Source organism: Metabacillus sp. 22489 (assembly GCF_052044855.1).
Classification (GTDB): domain Bacteria; phylum Bacillota; class Bacilli; order Bacillales; family Bacillaceae; genus Metabacillus; species Metabacillus niabensis.
In genome coordinates, this window is sequence record NZ_JBQENT010000007.1 from 1 (window position 1) to 16,393 (window position 16,393).

The 16,393-nt window shown below is 36.7% G+C and carries 16 protein-coding genes; 3 read left to right on the forward strand and 13 right to left on the reverse strand.

Annotation, left to right across the window (positions count from 1 at the left end; genetic code table 11):
- A partial coding sequence (locus tag ACTJJ9_RS05935; RefSeq protein WP_440768536.1) for a transposase occupies positions 1-448 on the forward strand: 448 nt, incomplete at its 5' end.
- 249 nt (positions 449-697) lie between these two features.
- On the opposite strand, the gene ACTJJ9_RS05940 is transcribed toward ACTJJ9_RS05935, so the two are convergent.
- Positions 698-1,264 carry a hypothetical protein gene (locus ACTJJ9_RS05940; RefSeq protein WP_095297092.1) on the reverse strand — a complete coding sequence of 189 codons (567 nt, stop codon included), beginning with the start codon at positions 1,262-1,264 and terminating at the stop codon, positions 698-700.
- A gap of 198 nt (positions 1,265-1,462) precedes the next feature.
- Between ACTJJ9_RS05940 and ACTJJ9_RS05945 the strand changes: the two genes are divergently transcribed.
- Positions 1,463-2,812 (forward strand): helix-turn-helix domain-containing protein, encoded by a 1,350-nt coding sequence (locus ACTJJ9_RS05945; protein ID WP_095297090.1) that lies wholly within the window; start codon positions 1,463-1,465, stop codon positions 2,810-2,812.
- A gap of 174 nt (positions 2,813-2,986) precedes the next feature.
- On the opposite strand, the gene ACTJJ9_RS05950 is transcribed toward ACTJJ9_RS05945, so the two are convergent.
- The 3 genes from ACTJJ9_RS05950 to ACTJJ9_RS05960 all read right to left on the reverse strand — a co-directional run bounded on the left by ACTJJ9_RS05950 (position 2,987) and on the right by ACTJJ9_RS05960 (position 6,143).
- A complete protein-coding gene (locus tag ACTJJ9_RS05950; protein WP_440768537.1) occupies positions 2,987-4,537 on the reverse strand; it encodes an NTTRR-F1 domain in 1,551 nt (516 codons plus the stop codon).
- A gap of 458 nt (positions 4,538-4,995) precedes the next feature.
- Complete coding sequence (locus tag ACTJJ9_RS05955; protein ID WP_145581235.1) at positions 4,996-5,529, reverse strand: GNAT family N-acetyltransferase; 534 nt, start codon at positions 5,527-5,529, stop codon at positions 4,996-4,998.
- 197 nt (positions 5,530-5,726) lie between these two features.
- Positions 5,727-6,143 carry a carboxymuconolactone decarboxylase family protein gene (locus ACTJJ9_RS05960; RefSeq protein ID WP_095299783.1) on the reverse strand — a complete coding sequence of 139 codons (417 nt, stop codon included), beginning with the start codon at positions 6,141-6,143 and terminating at the stop codon, positions 5,727-5,729.
- A 121-nt stretch (positions 6,144-6,264) separates the two neighbouring features.
- Between ACTJJ9_RS05960 and ACTJJ9_RS05965 the strand changes: the two genes are divergently transcribed.
- A complete protein-coding gene (locus ACTJJ9_RS05965; RefSeq protein WP_095299782.1) occupies positions 6,265-6,714 on the forward strand; it encodes an Lrp/AsnC family transcriptional regulator in 450 nt (149 codons plus the stop codon).
- A gap of 107 nt (positions 6,715-6,821) precedes the next feature.
- Here the strand turns inward: ACTJJ9_RS05965 and ACTJJ9_RS05970 are convergent, their stop codons facing one another.
- The 9 genes from ACTJJ9_RS05970 to prfB all read right to left on the reverse strand — a co-directional run bounded on the left by ACTJJ9_RS05970 (position 6,822) and on the right by prfB (position 16,330).
- Complete coding sequence (locus tag ACTJJ9_RS05970; protein WP_095299781.1) at positions 6,822-8,009, reverse strand: PDZ domain-containing protein; 1,188 nt, start codon at positions 8,007-8,009, stop codon at positions 6,822-6,824.
- A gap of 75 nt (positions 8,010-8,084) precedes the next feature.
- Positions 8,085-8,432, reverse strand: a complete 348-nt coding sequence (locus ACTJJ9_RS05975) for a swarming motility protein SwrAA (protein ID WP_095299780.1) — start codon at positions 8,430-8,432, stop codon at positions 8,085-8,087.
- A 234-nt stretch (positions 8,433-8,666) separates the two neighbouring features.
- Entirely contained in the window at positions 8,667-10,124 is a 1,458-nt protein-coding gene (locus tag ACTJJ9_RS05980; RefSeq protein WP_145581236.1) for a S41 family peptidase, read from the reverse strand.
- A gap of 378 nt (positions 10,125-10,502) precedes the next feature.
- Complete coding sequence (locus ACTJJ9_RS05985; protein WP_145581237.1) at positions 10,503-11,918, reverse strand: peptidoglycan DD-metalloendopeptidase family protein; 1,416 nt, start codon at positions 11,916-11,918, stop codon at positions 10,503-10,505.
- A gap of 157 nt (positions 11,919-12,075) precedes the next feature.
- Positions 12,076-12,966 carry a permease-like cell division protein FtsX gene (gene ftsX / locus ACTJJ9_RS05990; protein ID WP_095299790.1) on the reverse strand — a complete coding sequence of 297 codons (891 nt, stop codon included), beginning with the start codon at positions 12,964-12,966 and terminating at the stop codon, positions 12,076-12,078.
- Positions 12,959-13,645, reverse strand: a complete 687-nt coding sequence (gene ftsE / locus ACTJJ9_RS05995) for a cell division ATP-binding protein FtsE (RefSeq protein WP_095299777.1) — start codon at positions 13,643-13,645, stop codon at positions 12,959-12,961. The genes ftsX and ftsE overlap by 8 nt, the downstream gene beginning before the upstream one ends.
- Before the next feature lie 364 nt (positions 13,646-14,009).
- A complete protein-coding gene (gene cccB, locus ACTJJ9_RS06000) occupies positions 14,010-14,330 on the reverse strand; it encodes a cytochrome c551 (protein ID WP_095299776.1) in 321 nt (106 codons plus the stop codon).
- Positions 14,331-14,671: 341 nt separating this feature from the next.
- The gene (locus ACTJJ9_RS06005) at positions 14,672-15,124 is read right to left on the reverse strand and encodes a hypothetical protein (protein WP_095299775.1); all 453 of its coding nucleotides are present in this window, start codon (positions 15,122-15,124) and stop codon (positions 14,672-14,674) included.
- A gap of 104 nt (positions 15,125-15,228) precedes the next feature.
- A protein-coding gene (gene prfB, locus ACTJJ9_RS06010; RefSeq protein ID WP_141231498.1) for a peptide chain release factor 2 occupies positions 15,229-16,330 on the reverse strand; the annotation gives its coding sequence in 2 pieces (ribosomal slippage) (positions 15,229-16,257 and positions 16,259-16,330; 1,101 coding nt in all).
- Positions 16,331-16,393: the final 63 nt, after the last annotated feature.

Below are 16,393 nucleotides of genomic sequence, written 5' to 3' on the forward strand. Positions count from 1 at the left end.
GAAGTTGTATTTAAGCCCCATCCTTGACCTTTATAATGGAGAAATTACTTCGTTTGGAATCAATAAACGACCAACATTAGATCTTGTGATGGAACCTTTAGAAGAAACGATTGAGATTATAAAGAATCACGCAACCTACCGTACTATCATTCATTCGGATCAAGGATGGCATTATCAGCACAACCAATGGGTGAAAAAGTTAAAGAAAAATAAAGTATTCCAAAGCATGTCACGTAAGGCAACCTGCGCAGACAATGCGTCAATGGAGAATTTCTTTAGCATTTTAAAGCAAGAGATGTATTACGGGGAAAAACTAGTAAGCTATGAAGATTTAAAAAGAAAAATAGAAGATTATATTTACTGGTATAACAATATACGATCAAAAGAAAAATTGACTGGACTAAGTCCGGTTGAATACCGAATTCAATCCAGCCAATCAGCTGCATAATAAAAACTCTAACTTTTAGGGGTAAGCTCCCTATAAGCATTCCCCTCCTCATATATTTAACTAACTGTTCCCTATTGATTATTTCTTCTAATTCTTGAATAATAAACGAAGGATACTCTACTAAAGGAATTTCAATTCCCAATAGTTTAATACACTCTTTTAGTTTCTGTTCTATTGTTCAACCTACACACACGTTTCTTTCGAGTATAAATAGATTAGCAGGTTGTATTCACAATCTTGTAGCATCGTTTATCTTACAGCTCCTAAACGGCTATATTTACGCTTTACACTTATAAGTGAACGATCAAGCTTATTGGCTACCTCATTTAATGTATAACCTTCCATTACTAGCACTTTCAATTGGTTTTCTTCTTTTATACTCCAAACCTTGTAAGAGGTTGGATTTTCATATTTTCTTTCCTTTTCAACCCATGATGGTTCAGGAATAATTGTATGTGGTTCAATTTTTGAAAAATCTATTTTCTCACGATTATCTTTTGCCCATTTCCAGAAATCTTCAGGATGAATAAAATAAAATTGCCTGCTGCAGCGAGTCGTTTTTTTTGTACTTTGTAACCCATGCTTTGTTATCCAGGCTCTAACAGTCGTTGCATCCTTTTGAACTAATTTCGCTAGTTCATAAGTTGTCAGGTACCCGGTTTGCGCCTTCGTATTTGATATACCTAATCGCTTCAACTTATTTTTGATTGATTCCTCTGTCCGATTTAACTTCTTCGACATCGTTGTAATCTTAAGTTTTCCAACATTATCTTTTAAAAAATCAATCTCTTCATCTGTCCAATTTCTTCTTTTCACCAAAACACTCACCCTATTTAGTCAAATATGAATAGTAAATACGAATTAAATTATATCAATCACTTACGAAATTTCAATCTTTTTTTAAAAATAAAATACAAAAAACTTCATTTGCGTAGTAAAATATATCTACCCATAGTAATTTTATGCGGAATTGTGTAAAATATAGTCGAATAGTCGTTCTTGATAGGAGATAATATGAAAAAGCAAATACCTAGACATAATTCAATTGGAGAAAAGCTTCGTGAAGCAAGAAAAGCAAAAGGACTTACGTTAGGTGAATTAGCTAAAGGGATCTGTTCTCTCGGTAAAATGAGCAATATTGAAAATGGCCATGTATCCGTTACAGATGAAGAACTGAAAAAATTTTGTGAGAAATTAAATATCCCTATTAATTTTTTTGCTGATCCTAATATTGAAGACAAAATTAATGAACTCGACAATCAAAAGCAAATCATCATAGACTTAATTAGGTTGAAAAATTGGAAATCGATCAAGCTGCAGTTAGCAAGCTTTAAGAAAAAAATTGAAACCTATGCCATTCACACGAGAGAAATAGATTATAACTATTTAAGCGGTGTCTACTATTATGAAATAAAGCATTATTTGCTTGCAGAAGAATTTTTAACAAAAGTGATGGAGGAAGAAGAAGAGAACAATTATAATCTTCGTCTCAAAATAAAAGCGTATAACGTTCTTGTCGGAATTTACTTTTATCAAAAAAAGAGCGCAAAAAGCAATTACATATTAAGTGAGGCGTTAAAGCTTTCACAGGCAAGTCCTACGATTACAAAAGAGGAAAGAGACAATATTTATTATAATTTCTCAATTCTTAGCCTATACACTGGCTTAAACGATTTGGCATTAAATTATATAAATAAAGTAAATCATCATATCATTTCACCGCTCGAAACAGAATATATAAAGCTTTTAATTTCATTTTTAGAAAATGACTCTGTCGATGAAATGAGAGAAGACTTATTTAATCTAAGAGAGAAAGTTCAACAAACAAATGATAGAGAAGGCATCCTTAGAGGATGGGCACTCATGATATACTCAGACATGACTGCTAAACCGGCTTTAGAGCTTATACAGCAATGGAAGGACAGTTTCTACTTCGACTTAGATTTAATCTCTCAAGAATTTGAAGAGGAAACATTATCATTGTTACAGTTGAGTATTTATGTCTGTTTAAAAAAATCCGAAGAGCAGGATCTTATTGAGGAACTATTTGAGAAAACAAGAGCATTTCTTCCAAACATCTCAAATCAAGAGCTTATTGCAAGAAGCTACTTTTTAGAAGGAATTTTTGAAAGACATTACAAGCAAAATTCTGCAAGAGCCCTTACTCTTATGCAGCAAGCACTAGACACATTCGACAAAGCTGATGAAGGCTTATTAAAGGCAGACATTCTGTTTGAAATCAGCAGCTTATTAGGAATAGATAATCAAGCAATGGATGCGCTAAAAATTTATCATTCCCACACAGAAGGAAATTTCTTGTTTACTCATTTTCATGAACTGACATTACCAAGATTAAAATATTGAGATGTATAGAAGAGAAAAGACAGAACGTTTGTCTTTTCTCGTTTTTTATTCTTCACTATTTATACTCGCTTCTTATTAGATTCAACATTCAGCTAATAATTGCTTATTCATTCCTTAAAAATAATTTAATCAAAGAAGATGCCCTTTCCTAAGAAAGAGCATCTTCAAAAATTCTTACTCTACTCTAATAATTGTTAACGCTGCTCCTGTTGCTCCCCCACCTAGTAATGTTGCTACTCCTAAAAGTCCAAATAGTTCTAATGAAATTGTATCCCCTGCAGTTAAATCAACAATTACATCATTATTATACTGTGATATACCAACAACTGGTGAAATGATAGATCCAGGAATTGGTGTAGTACCATTGATTACTAGTCTCGAGCTTACTAAAACTCCAGCAGTGGTGTTAATTTGATAACTAATATAGTAGCGACCAGTAGCTGGAACGGTAAATGCAGTATCTGTTGCATTTGCAGTGAAATCATCTAAATTTTGAACATTCGGAAGTGGTATTTCTGTTCCACCAACAACTACACTAATTACACTACCTTCAGTGTTTGCAGCAAACATTGAGTTAGAAGTAACTGTAGCTCCTGTTGGACCAGTCGGACCAGTTGGACCTGCTGCTCCTGTCGGACCCGGTGCTCCTGTTGGACCTGCTGCTCCTGTCGGACCCGGTGCTCCTGTTGGACCTGCTGCTCCTGTTGGACCTGCTGCTCCTGTTGGACCTGCCGCTCCTGTTGGACCTGCTGCTCCTGTTGGGCCTGCTGCTCCTGTCGGACCTGCTGCTCCTGTTGGGCCTGCTGCTCCTGTCGGACCTGCTGCTCCTGTTGGGCCTGCTGCTCCTGTTGGACCTGCCCCTCCTGTCGGACCTGCTGCTCCTGTTGGACCTGGTGCTCCCGTTGGTCCCGGTGCTCCTGGTAATCCCGGTGCTCCTGTTGGACCTGGTGCTCCCGTTGGTCCCGGTGCTCCTGGTAATCCCGGTGCTCCTGTTGGACCTGGTGCTCCCGTTGGTCCCGGTGCTCCTGGTAATCCCGGCGCTCCTGTTGGACCTGGTGCTCCCGGTAATCCCGGTGCTCCTGTTGGACCTGCTGCTCCCGTTGGTCCCGGCGCTCCCGGTAATCCCGGTGCTCCTGTTGGACCTGGCGCTCCCGTTGGTCCCGGCGCTCCCGGTAATCCCGGTGCTCCTGTTGGACCTGGCGCTCCCGTTGGTCCTGGCGGGCCTGGTGGGCCAGTTACCCCTCCACCATCACTAACAGATAATAGGGAAACATCATCAACAACAACATCTGATGAACCAATCCTTGGTAGATTATTAACCAAAACTAGTGCTTGTGTAGTACCTAGAGGAGCTGGAGATGTAGTTTGATAGACTTCTAACCATGTATTATTGTCTTCGACATTAGGAATACGATCTTCATCCAAGATTGTTATTAAGCCATAACCTAGAAAATTGAAGAATTGATCATAGTAACCGACAGATAATGTAATTGGTGAACTTAGAGCAGTTCCGACTCTGGCTAGTGATGCTAAAAGTTCAAAACTTTCACCAGGATTAGCTTCGACTATTTGATAAATGTAACCATTGACACTATTACCTAATAGCCTAGTTGAATAATATCCACTATGAGAAAATTCTCTTGTTACAAATGCATTAAAAGGAATCCATGGTGGAAGTGAGCCGGTTTCAAAACCGCTATTAATGATTCTATCCTCAAAACTCAATAGTTGTACCCTCCCTCGCTATTATTCATCACTCATATAAGAGCACACTATAATATATGTGTAGCAAATATAGTAGTGAGGGGATATATTACTCAAATTAAATAGGTAGGATCATTATTTATTGAAAAAAACTGTGAGAAGTGATTGTCCAATCTCAATAGAATATAAAACATTTAGCAACTTTTAGGGTTCTTATCTATAATTATCACTCAGCTACCTTAATAGGTTTTTTCTGTCCGTTATCACAATTCGTTTAGTAATCGTTAATCTTCACTTGAATTTCATATTTAAAAAAGCTTTCTAAAAGCGAAACCTTATACAATAATAATGTTAAACAGCCTATTACGTCTGTTATCTATATAAATTAGGTTCATTAGAAATGAATATAAGTACAAACAAAGAAGCTGTCTAAAGGGTTTTCCCATTTGTATCGAGACAGCTTCTTTGTCATAAGAATATTAAATATCTGATTTTAGCTTTGAATAAATAGCAAGATCAATAAATTTCCCTTTAGATTTTTCCGATTGTCTAAGTGTTCCTTCATAGGTGAAACCTAGTTTTTGTAAGACCTTAATTGAGTTAATATTTTCCGGCTCAACCTTTGCTTCAACCCTATTAAGATTTAGTTCTTTAAATGCGGTTTCTACTAAAATAGCAATCGACTCAGGAGCATAACCATTTCCCCAATAAGGCGTTGCTATATCATATCCTATTTCAGTCTTGCAATTTTCAAAGTCGAATGAATTAAATCCACAGGAGCCTATTATTTCATTCGTTTCTCTTTGAAAGATCGAATAACGGATCGCTTTATTTTCTTCAGCAAGTCCATTTAAAAAGGTAATCATTTCAATCGCCTCATTAACATTTGTGAAACGATGAATATTCATATATTTTGTTACATTCGGATCAGACCATATTTTAAATAATTTAGGCGCGTCCTCTATTGTCATTTTTCTTAAATGTAACCGCCTTGTGTACAAATCGTTAATCAATACCTTTACCTCCTAGGATGAAATTTGGATGAAATAAAAATATTGATATCTGCGCATAATTCAGTCCCTTCAGTTCCAGTTTTAAAAAAGCATGATAAAAGTTAATTGTTAATTTTCGTTGCAGTTACTCGCTTTCTCGAAGGAAACCGAGACTTTTTCTGAAATCAACAAAGTGCAATAAAGCTTAACAAACATATTTATGCTTTCATAGGCTCCAATTTCATAATAGCACCAAAATACTGCGAGGCTGTAGTAAAAGTAATAAAAGCACAAAGCTCGCTAATCTCTTCATCAGATAGGTGCTCCTTCAATACCTGAAATGTCGCATCAGATATATTTCCCTTTTGTTTACTAAATACCTCTGCGAATGCTACCGAAATTGCTATTTTTTCATTGAATAAACGTGGATCTGGCTTTCCTTTTGCTTTACAGTACTCACAACCATTCGTTTGTGCTAACGTTCTTCTTACTTGCTCTTTTAACTGAGCAGAAAGAAGTCCATCCTTTTCAAGCTCTTCCCCTAATTTATTCCACGAATTCATGATCTCTATGTTATGTCCTAACAGTTTTTGAAATGGGGTATCCCCGTGATTTGATTGACGAATTCTTGCCATACTTCATACCTCCTTGTACTATTAATAATATCGAAGTATTCAGGAATATCACATTAAATACGAAATCGAATTCGGCTTAACATTTTAAAAAACAAACAAAAAAAGGAGATTAACTTTAAAAATGAAAATTGATTCAATAGATAAGAAAATTATTGATGAATTAAGAGAAAATAGCAGATTATCGATGAGTGAGTTAGGAAGAAGAATCAATTTATCTTCTCCATCTGTAACAGAACGTGTAAGGAGAATGGAGTCATTTGGGATAATCAAAAAGTATACATTGGAAGTGGATTATGAAAAATTAGGACTTCCGATTCAATGCATAATAGAAGCTACCGTTAAGAATGGCGACTATACCTCTTTTAAAAAATATATTGAGAAGTTACCCAATGTTGAATTTTGTTATCGAATTGCAGGAAATGCCTGTTACATGCTTAAAATGCAATTCGATACTTTTGCTAAAGCAGAGGAATTTATTGAAAATGTGAATCCGTATGCGCATACGATCACGCATTTTATTTTTTCACAGGTCGAGACTCAATTTAAAATGGATTCTAACGATTATTTATAAAAATTCTATATGTAAGACTGCCTGTAATATTCATTATCATTATATAATGGAAGCACAATAATAAAAAACGAGAGATTCAACTATCTCTCGTTTTTTACATTTAGAAATTACACCGCTTCATTTTCCCACTTCTTATCATCTTCAACAAATAAGATGCCTAATTCATGATGCTCTCCATCATATAACGCGCGTTGGGTAAAGCGGATTTCTCCATTAAAATCGATGACCTCGAGCTTACAATATGCTCGGTTTTTTTGAAGTGCTTGATAAAATTCGTCAATTGTTTTTACAGCATGACCATTTACCTTCATTATCATTTCCCCGACCTGCAGACTCATTTTCTCCGCTGGTGAATGTGGAAGAATCCCGAGAATCATTAATCCTTTATCACGCTTTGAAAAATAAAATGCTGCAGAATCATCGTTCATTCGTTGTCTTATCGTAATAAATTCACGCCCAACAATTGCAACAAGTATAGCAAGAAAGGAAATGATCGGTACCCATATGCTAACGACTGAAACGAGCAATGTGATAATCCCTAACCAAATAACTCGAACGCCCGTCACCTTAATGCTTTCCTTTGGTAATGAACCTTGGACTTGCTGATGAAATCCTAGGAAAAACGGAACGAAAAGCAGCATAAATGGTTCACCGTTTACCGTTAACACAGGCCACCATGGAAGAGTGGACGATAGCTCTCCACCAGGAACTAAGAATAATAATGGAAGCATCCATGACCGATTTGCAACATGTGTTCCAATCGGCAAGCCTCTCGTACTCGTCTTTACATATGGTGATGTCCGCTTATGTGCTGTCCGAAAAATAAGCACACCTTCTGCAATGATTAATAAGCTAGCAACAATGCTTAACGACGAAAAACTCGTTTCCGATAAACCGATTAAAAATTGCTCGGCATTAGCAACTTGTCCATTAACTAATATTTGTGCGGCTAAAAAGGTTATACCAACGGAAAATGCTGCCGAAAGCAAACGTAGACGCAATGTTAACCCAAGTATTGCCGTCACAATCGCGAGAAGAACCAATGTGCCAAACGGAAGGCTTACTCCAAGTGCGAAAAGAATGATGGAAACAATCAATCCGATGAATAAACCTTTTGTATACGTAAACTTTAGCTCTTCATACATATCTTGAACACGGATATGAAAGGAATTTCTTTCTCGTTTAATGCGAATATATCCATGAGCAAGAGCTAGTAGAAAGAACAAATAAAATAGGGGATGAAGAAAAAAACGGCCAACTGCAAAAAGCAACTCTAGTAACCATTGTTCTATCAAAACAGAATCCCACCTAACTGTTTCTACTCTATTGGTTACTCATATTTTACCACCTCTATGAATAATTGAGTATGCTTATTTTAAGTTGTTCCATAGACTTGTATTTGATAAAGAAAAATCACTTAATGAATGATCAATTTCAATATGCAAAATATCCTCTATCATTTGGAGTGATTTTTTTATATCTGCTAAATTCAATGACAGTCTCTTACTGTTCTGAACTAAGTATGTAAAATAGTCACGAACGACTTCTTTATCAATTTGCTCTGTTTCTTTCACTATCGTGTAATTTGCTAAATATCTGCAAAATAACTGAATCCATTTACTCGAATGAGCAGCACCCTGTGCCTCCGCGTTTATCTCACTTAATTCTTTAATTAAATGCTGATAAACCTTTTCCCGATGATAGCTAGACTTTTTCATGATGAATCCCCCGGCTTTCTAATCGTTTATCATTTATCTTACAATGTTTTATCCATGAGCCTATTTTTAATATCATTCGTGTTCACTTATATGTATTCGACATTTTTATCAGTTTTCCGTCTAACCGGATTAAAATTAGTGGATCTTACCTAGACGTTTTTTATTTATAGGCATTCAGAAATAAGAAATTACGGGAAATAAAAAGGGACTAACGACAGGTTAGCCCCTTTTTGCTTATTCAAACAATGCCTTCATTCCCATTTTTAATTGCTGGTCATTTTCATCATTGTCTTTTAGTTCATTGATTTTTTGATTTAATGTATCGGCAGTCTGCAAATCAATTTTTCCTGTTACCGGAAGCTCATTTGCTTCTTGGAACTTCTTCACTGCCTTTTCTGTTTCTTTACTAAAATAACCATCCTCACGATCTGGCTCAAAGCCTAATCCCTTTAAAGCAATTTGTGCAGTTTTTACTTGTTCATTATTCATATCAACAACTAATGATTTATCGATTTGCAACGGACTTAACTGGTAAACAGCCGGCTGGGAAACAGGGATTGTCGGTTCTACACCTTTTTTATGAATCCAATTTCCTTCAGGTGTTAACCATTTGTAAAGTGTGAGCTTGATGTTACTTCCATCTCCCATTGGAACAGCCTGTTGTACCGTTCCTTTACCAAAGGATGTGTCACCAACAACCTTATAGCCAGATGCCTCCTTTAAGGCACCTGCAAGTATTTCTGAGGCAGAGGCACTTCCTTTATCAATAAGAACTGTAACAGGATATTTCTTTTTCTCTTTTAAAGTAGAGAAATATCGTTTTTTATCACCATTGCGTTCTTCAATTTGAATATACGGATGGTCCTTTGTGACAAATTGCTTTAAAATTTCCTCAACGCTTTGCAAGTATCCACCAGGATTTCCACGAACATCTAAGACAAGACCTTCCATCTTTTTATCCTCTAAATCCTTAAGGGTTGCCTGAAAATCTTTAGCAGTATTTTCAGAGAACGATGTAATTTGAATATACCCTACTTTTTTGCCTTTATAATCCTTCATTGAGCCGAATACCGTTTCAACTGGAATTTCATCACGAACAACATCAAATGTTAATCTTTCCCGAGAATTTGGCCTCATCACCTCGATGGCTACCTTCGTACCTTTTTCTCCACGAATTTTCAAAACCGTTTCATGTAAATTTAGCCCTTCGACATCTTCACCATTAATTTTTATAATTTGGTCATCTGGCTGAAGACCTGCCTTCTCAGCAGGAGAGCCTTTAAAAGGTGCAACAATCGTTACTTTACCACCCTTCATTCCAACTTCCGCACCGATTCCTTCAAATGAGGAATCAAGTGATTGTGAAAATTGCTTTGCCGTCTCCTTATCCATATAAACGGAATACGGATCATCTAACGTAGACAGCATCCCTTGAATGGCACCTTCTAAAAGCTTTTCTTCATCAACCTCTTCTACATAACGAGTTGAAATGAGCTCTAGTGCCTGCTTAAACTTATCAAATCCTTTTATTTCAGAAGCTTCCTCCTCAGCACTAAATACATTTCCCATTACCGGGAGTGCTTCAGTCTTGCTCGCGTTCTCCTGATGGAAAACTTCCGTGCCTAAGTACATGCTACCTGCTCCTGCAATGAATGCTAGTACGATTAACAATGCGGCTACTCTCTGCTTCATCCTATACCTCCTTGAAATTCCAATATAAACAGGTTTTAACAAACTTATAAGTAGACTTTTATTAGTATATGTTATGCTTGGACAAATCATGTAAGCAAATGTGAAAAGAAACAGCTAATATTGGAAATAGCATTTTCATACAGGTGTGACAAATCCAATATATTTTAGCTAGTTTTGTTTTATATGAGCATTTTATTTGGATTTGTCCGTATGATTCTTTTTTTAGCATGTATTTTGCCTTAGCACCTCTAGTATTTCATCGTTTCTTTCCCGCTAGTTCAGAATGCGGTTTTTAACATTCTATCGATTAACTAATACTTTTGCATAATAAAAAGCCTCTAAAACAATTGTTTTAGAGACTTCAATAATGATTGATGTTTACCGAAGATACTTTCTTGGATTGACAGCATTACTCGATCCATTCCAAGGTCCTTCGTGGATTTCAAAATGTAAATGCGGTCCAGTAGAAATACCTGTATTACCCATGAGTGCAATTTGTTGGCCTTGTGAGACTGTCTGACCAGCACTTACCAAACTTGCTTCAAGATGTCCATATACAGTTGTATATACTTGTCCATTCATATTATGTGTAATAAAAACGACATTACCATAGCCACTCATAACTCCTGAGCGAATAACTGTACCACTTGCTGGAGCATAAATCGGTGTCCCAGAACTGTTTGCGATATCAATTCCCGCATGTAGCTTTCTTTTCCCTGTTACCGGGTGAACACGCATGCCAAATTCAGATGTGACTGTTCCAGATGCTGGCCATATGAAACTACTACTCACTTCAGCAGGTGTTTCTGATGATGACGAGTTACTAGAATTGCTTGAGTCGTTTGAGCTACTTGAGTTATTTGAAGAACTTGAACTACTTGAGCTTTGAGTGCTTTCTGTACTTTGTGTCGTTTGCTTACTCTGCTGTGCCTCTTGTGCTTTTTTTGCTTCCTCAGCTTGCTGCTTGGCTGCTTCAGCTTGTTTTTTTGCTTCTTCTGCTGCAGCACGGGCAGCTGCTTCAGCGGCTTCTTTTTGTCTCTTTTGTTCCTGCTCAATTGCTTTCTTTTGTTCAGCTAAAAAGTCTGCCTCAACTTCAAGCTCCTGAATATCTTGGATCGTATCGCCATATTTAGCCTGAACTTGCTTCATTAACTCCTGCTTTTGTTTAGACTGTTCGCTTAACTTTTTCTCTAATGATTCAAGCTCTTTTAAAGAATCCTCTAGGTTTTTCTTTTCTGTTATTAATGCAGTCTCAGCCGTTTCTAATGTTGCTTTGTCCTCTTCATGAGCTTTAAGTATCTCACGGTCTGCTTCAACGATCGTTGATACAGCACTAACTCGACTGACTAAGTCGCCGAAGCTTTGCGCACCTAAAACGACCTCTAAATAACTAACTACTCCACCGCCTTGTTGCAATGAGCGAGCACGGTCTTCTAGTAAATTATTACGCTCTGAAATTCTCTTTTTGACTTCATCAATTTCAATCTTCAAATCTTCAATCTTCTTTGTTGTTTCTTCAATGCTTTCTTTTTTTTCACGGATTTTACCACTTGTTTCTGAAACTTGTAAGTCAATGGATTTAATTTCTTCATCAAGCTTTGACTTTTCCGCCTGCAATCCAGCTGCTTCGGTTTCCTTTTTTTCAAGATTTGTTGAAACATCTGATTGCTTTTGCTGGATATCTTGCTTTTTCTCCTCTAGCGTTTCAGCGAGGGCAGAATTGTTCAATGGTAGTAATAATCCGCTTGTACCGATGGCGGTAGCCAAGCTAAATGTCACAAATTTTCTGTTCACAATCTTTCCTCCCCAAATATATATGTAGACGCATTGAGCAGCGCCGATTTAAAAAACTTTGGATTACGATGTTCAATGTGTTGATATATATGTAAAACGCAAACGCCTTGCTTTTCGCGTAACAAAACTAGTAAACTAGCAATAAAAAATTGCTAGTTTACACTTTTAAGAACTTACGTACAGACATTAAGCTTCCCCATACACCTATTAATGCACCAATTAACAATAAGATAGCTGATACTTGGAAGACAAATGGATTAAACGGTAAAAACTCAATAAATGTTCCTTGAACGCTTTGAGCAACATATTTATAAATGGAATTATAGCCAAAGATGATTAAGGCAATTGGTATAACAGCACCTAATGCACCGAGGAATAACCCTTCTAGGAAAAATGGCCAACGAATAAATCCGTTCGTTGCTCCAACTAGTTTCATAATTTCAATTTCACGGCGACGCGCAAAAATTGTAATTTTAATAGTATTAGAAATTAAGAACATTGCTGTAAAGAGCAAACCAATGATTAAGGCAATCCCTATATTACGAGAGATTGAGAGGACATCAAATAGCTTTTCAACTTCCTCTTTTCCGTAATTTACTTTGTACGCATTGTCTAGCTTTTCTATTTGTTTTGCTACTTTTTCCGTTGCCTGTGGCTCTTTTGCTTTGACAACATATACATCGTTTAGAGGGTTGTTTTGCTCAAACAGCTCAAACGATTTTCCTTCCTCACCTAAGCTATCAACTAGACTATCTAGTTCTTGATCTTTAGATGAGTACGTAATAGATTCTACTTGTTTTATCTTTTCAATTTCACTTTTAAGTGTTGCTTTCGCATTTTCATTTGCCGTTACGTCAATTAAAACCCGAATCTCTACATCGTTTTCTAAATTATCTGCGACATGATTTAAGTTCATCATGATCACTAGAAATGTACCAACTAGAATTAACGTCACCGTTACGGCACTAATTGATGCAAAGGTCATCCACGCATTTCTTGCCAAACTTTTTAAACTTTCACGAAAATGACGGCCAAGGGTATTAATCATATAAACCATACTCCCCTCTTGCTTCGTCACGCACAATTTTTCCATCTTCAACTGCGATGACACGCTTTTTCAACGTATTAACAATTTCCTTGTTATGTGTTGCCATAACAACCGTTGTTCCTCGATTATTGATTTCTTCAAATAGATGCATAATTTCCCATGATGTATCTGGATCAAGGTTACCAGTAGGCTCGTCAGCAATCATAACAGCTGGGTTATTAACGATTGAACGGGCAATTGACACACGCTGCTGTTCTCCGCCTGATAATTCATCTGGAAAAAATCGCGCTTTATGCTTAAGCTGAACTAAATCTAGTACATCTAAAACTCGTTTTCTAATATTTCTCGGACTTTCACCGATAACTTCTAAAGCAAATGCAACATTTTCAAAGACTGTTAGCTTTGGCAGCAACTTAAAGTCTTGGAAAACAACACCGATGCTACGTCTTAGCATTGGTACTTTTGATTCCTTCAAAGTTGATAAATCAATACCGTTTATAACAATCTTTCCGCTAGACGGCTTTTCTTCGCGGTACATCATTTTAATAAAAGTTGATTTCCCAGCACCACTAGGACCAACAACATAAACAAATTCACCAGGATGTATAACTATATCAATACCATTAATGGCTAATACCCCGTTCGGATATGTTTTATATACTTCTGACATTTCAATCATAAATTAATACCACCTATATAGTTGTGTATTTGGGGAGTACTGTCAGTTAGTGTCACATATTGTCGATACAAAAGACAGACGAACTCCTTGTCTTCAAACTACAAAATTCATTATACCATCAAATTTCGTCATTTATAGACTAAATTTATATTACATTTTTGTTTCATCTTTGTAGCATTGGATAAAAACCTTGTGTGGAGCGGAATTCTTGTTGAAATATGGAATAATGTGACAAGTGGGAGAGAAAAATGTAAGTGCTTCTACTATTTGAATTTTAGAACTTTTTGACTAAAACTGCAAGAAAAAATAAAAAAAGAGTGACCATTGTACGATCACTCCTTCATCTTTTTATATGACATATGTTTTACTTTTTCTCAGCGAGCCAGCTAGCAACTGTTTCTGCTTCTGCCTCACCTAACACCTTAGGCATTCTCCCGTAGCCATTAACTAATATATCCTTTATTTCATCTTTATTGTATTTTGCCCCTATTTCCGTTAAGTCTGGACCGTTTCGTCCTTGAAGGTTCTCACCATGGCAGCCAATACAGTTTTGTTGAACGATTTTTTCAACATCGCCACTAGCTGTCATATTCGTATTCGAACCATCACTCGCTTCCTCTTCACCACCGCATGCTGCCAATAGCATTGATGTTCCGAGTAATAACGCCGCTATTTTCTTTTTCATTTTCTAATCCTCCTCTATTTTCAATTTGCTTAAATGGAGTCTACTTATTTATTCACTATGTATCGTGATCTCGTCACTTATTATAACCACAAATTACTAGGTTTGAAACAAGTTCTATGTACTACATCGGGCCTGTTTTTATAGAAAACCTTGATAATTCAACCGTTTGCTTAGTTTGATCAATTTTGTGAACTTATTAAGTAGCCTTTATTCTCTTTGTACTTTCAAACAAATTGTTGTTTTTTTAGGTTGATCGGAGAGTAAGTGTGAAACTACCGCGGGATATGTTGGATAGGTGATGCCCCGAAAGAAATAGCCATTTTCCAAATAAGGAATGGTAATTATTTCATTCTATTTTTCCTAGTAAATGAAACATGCCATATCATAAACAGACAAGCGTAAATATAAAATAGGATGGAATAGCTCGTTTTCCAGCCAGTAAATTCAAGATAATGAACATATCTCGCAATACCCTCAAAAATGGTTGAAAGCAAAACCCATAAAATAATATATAAAAAAAGCTTTACTTTTCCGGTAGGAAGGAAATTGACAAAAATAATCCCAAATAGTGCGGGTAAAGTCGTTTCTGTTATGAAATCTGATATTTGTGGGCCTTTCTTTCCCATAATATTGTACAAGCCCATGATGCTTGCAAATAAAAGATCAGCAGCTAATGTGTGGAAGGATACGACAAAGAAAGTCATATAAGCCTCTACTTTTGTGAGGCGCTTTGGCATCAAAAGCAAAACTAAGATGAGTACACTATAGGACACAATTAAAAAGGTAATGGTCACTTTGATACTCCTCAGTGTGGCGTAGTTTTCTTTATCTTAACCAATTCGATTTATTCTATACAAAAAAGCAGTGATGTTAAAAATCACTGCTTGAATGTTTTTTCTTATGATAATTTCGAACGTAAATACGCATCGATAAACGGATCCAATTCTCCATCCATGACTGCATGCACATTCCCAATTTCTGTGTTCGTACGATGGTCTTTTACCATTGAATAGGGATGGAAAACGTATGAACGGATTTGGCTTCCCCAACCGATTTCCTTTTGCTCACCACGAATTTCTGCAAGCTCTGCTTCTTGCTCTTCAATTCTTTTTTGATAAAGCTTCGCCTTCAACATTTTCATCGCTTGCTCACGGTTTTTAATTTGAGAACGCTCCGTTTGACATGTTACAACGATGTTTGTTGGAAGATGGGTAATCCGAACAGCAGAGTCAGTTGTGTTAATATGCTGTCCACCGGCACCACTTGCACGATACGTATCAATTTTTAAATCTTCGGTACGGATTTCAATATCGATTTCTTCATTAAATTCTGGCATTACTTCACAGGAAACGAATGATGTGTGACGTCGGCCAGAAGAATCGAACGGAGAAATCCGGACAAGACGATGAACACCTTTTTCCGCTTTCAAATAACCATACGCATTATGTCCTTTAATAAGAAGGGTTACGCTTTTAATCCCCGCTTCATCACCAGGTAAATAGTCAAGCGTTTCAACCTTAAAGCCCTTTTTCTCAGCCCAACGAGTGTACATACGAAGTAGCATTGAGCCCCAGTCTTGTGACTCAGTCCCACCAGCACCAGGGTGAAGCTCTAAGATGGCGTTATTTTTATCATGCTGCTCACTTAAAAGAAGCTGTAATTCAAAATCATTTAATTTACTTACAATTTCTTTAATTTCAGAAGAAAGCTCAGCTTGTAAATCAGCATCTTCTTCTTCCTTTACGAGTTCATACGTTAATTGGAGGTTTTCATATGATTCATTTAGTTCATGAAACTGGTCAACCATTTCCTTTAACGCATTTGTTTCATTGATAATAGCTTGAGCTGCATTTTGATTATCCCAAAAATCAGGTGCAGTCATTTGCCCTTCAAGCTGCTGAATACGTGCTTCCTTTATATCGAGGTCAAAGAGACCCCCTAAAGTCCGCTAAACGTTTAGCTGTTTTTTCAAGCTCTTGACGAATTTCTACTAATTCCATTCCAGTCACCTCTATATGATTTTAGAAAATATTTTTCGAAACAAGAGAGAGGTGGCTGTCACC

Coding starts and splice junctions, on each gene's coding strand:
- ACTJJ9_RS05945 (WP_095297090.1), top strand. CDS start 1,463: ATGAAAAAGCAAATACCTAGACATAATTCAATTGGAGAAAAGCTTCGT.
- ACTJJ9_RS05960 (WP_095299783.1), bottom strand. CDS start 6,143: ATGGCAAGAATTCGTCAATCAAATCACGGGGATACCCCATTTCAAAAA.
- ACTJJ9_RS05965 (WP_095299782.1), top strand. CDS start 6,265: ATGAAAATTGATTCAATAGATAAGAAAATTATTGATGAATTAAGAGAA.
- ACTJJ9_RS05975 (WP_095299780.1), bottom strand. CDS start 8,432: ATGAAAAAGTCTAGCTATCATCGGGAAAAGGTTTATCAGCATTTAATT.
- ACTJJ9_RS05980 (WP_145581236.1), bottom strand. CDS start 10,124: ATGAAGCAGAGAGTAGCCGCATTGTTAATCGTACTAGCATTCATTGCA.
- ftsX (WP_095299790.1), bottom strand. CDS start 12,966: ATGATTAATACCCTTGGCCGTCATTTTCGTGAAAGTTTAAAAAGTTTG.
- ftsE (WP_095299777.1), bottom strand. CDS start 13,645: ATGATTGAAATGTCAGAAGTATATAAAACATATCCGAACGGGGTATTA.
- cccB (WP_095299776.1), bottom strand. CDS start 14,330: ATGAAAAAGAAAATAGCGGCGTTATTACTCGGAACATCAATGCTATTG.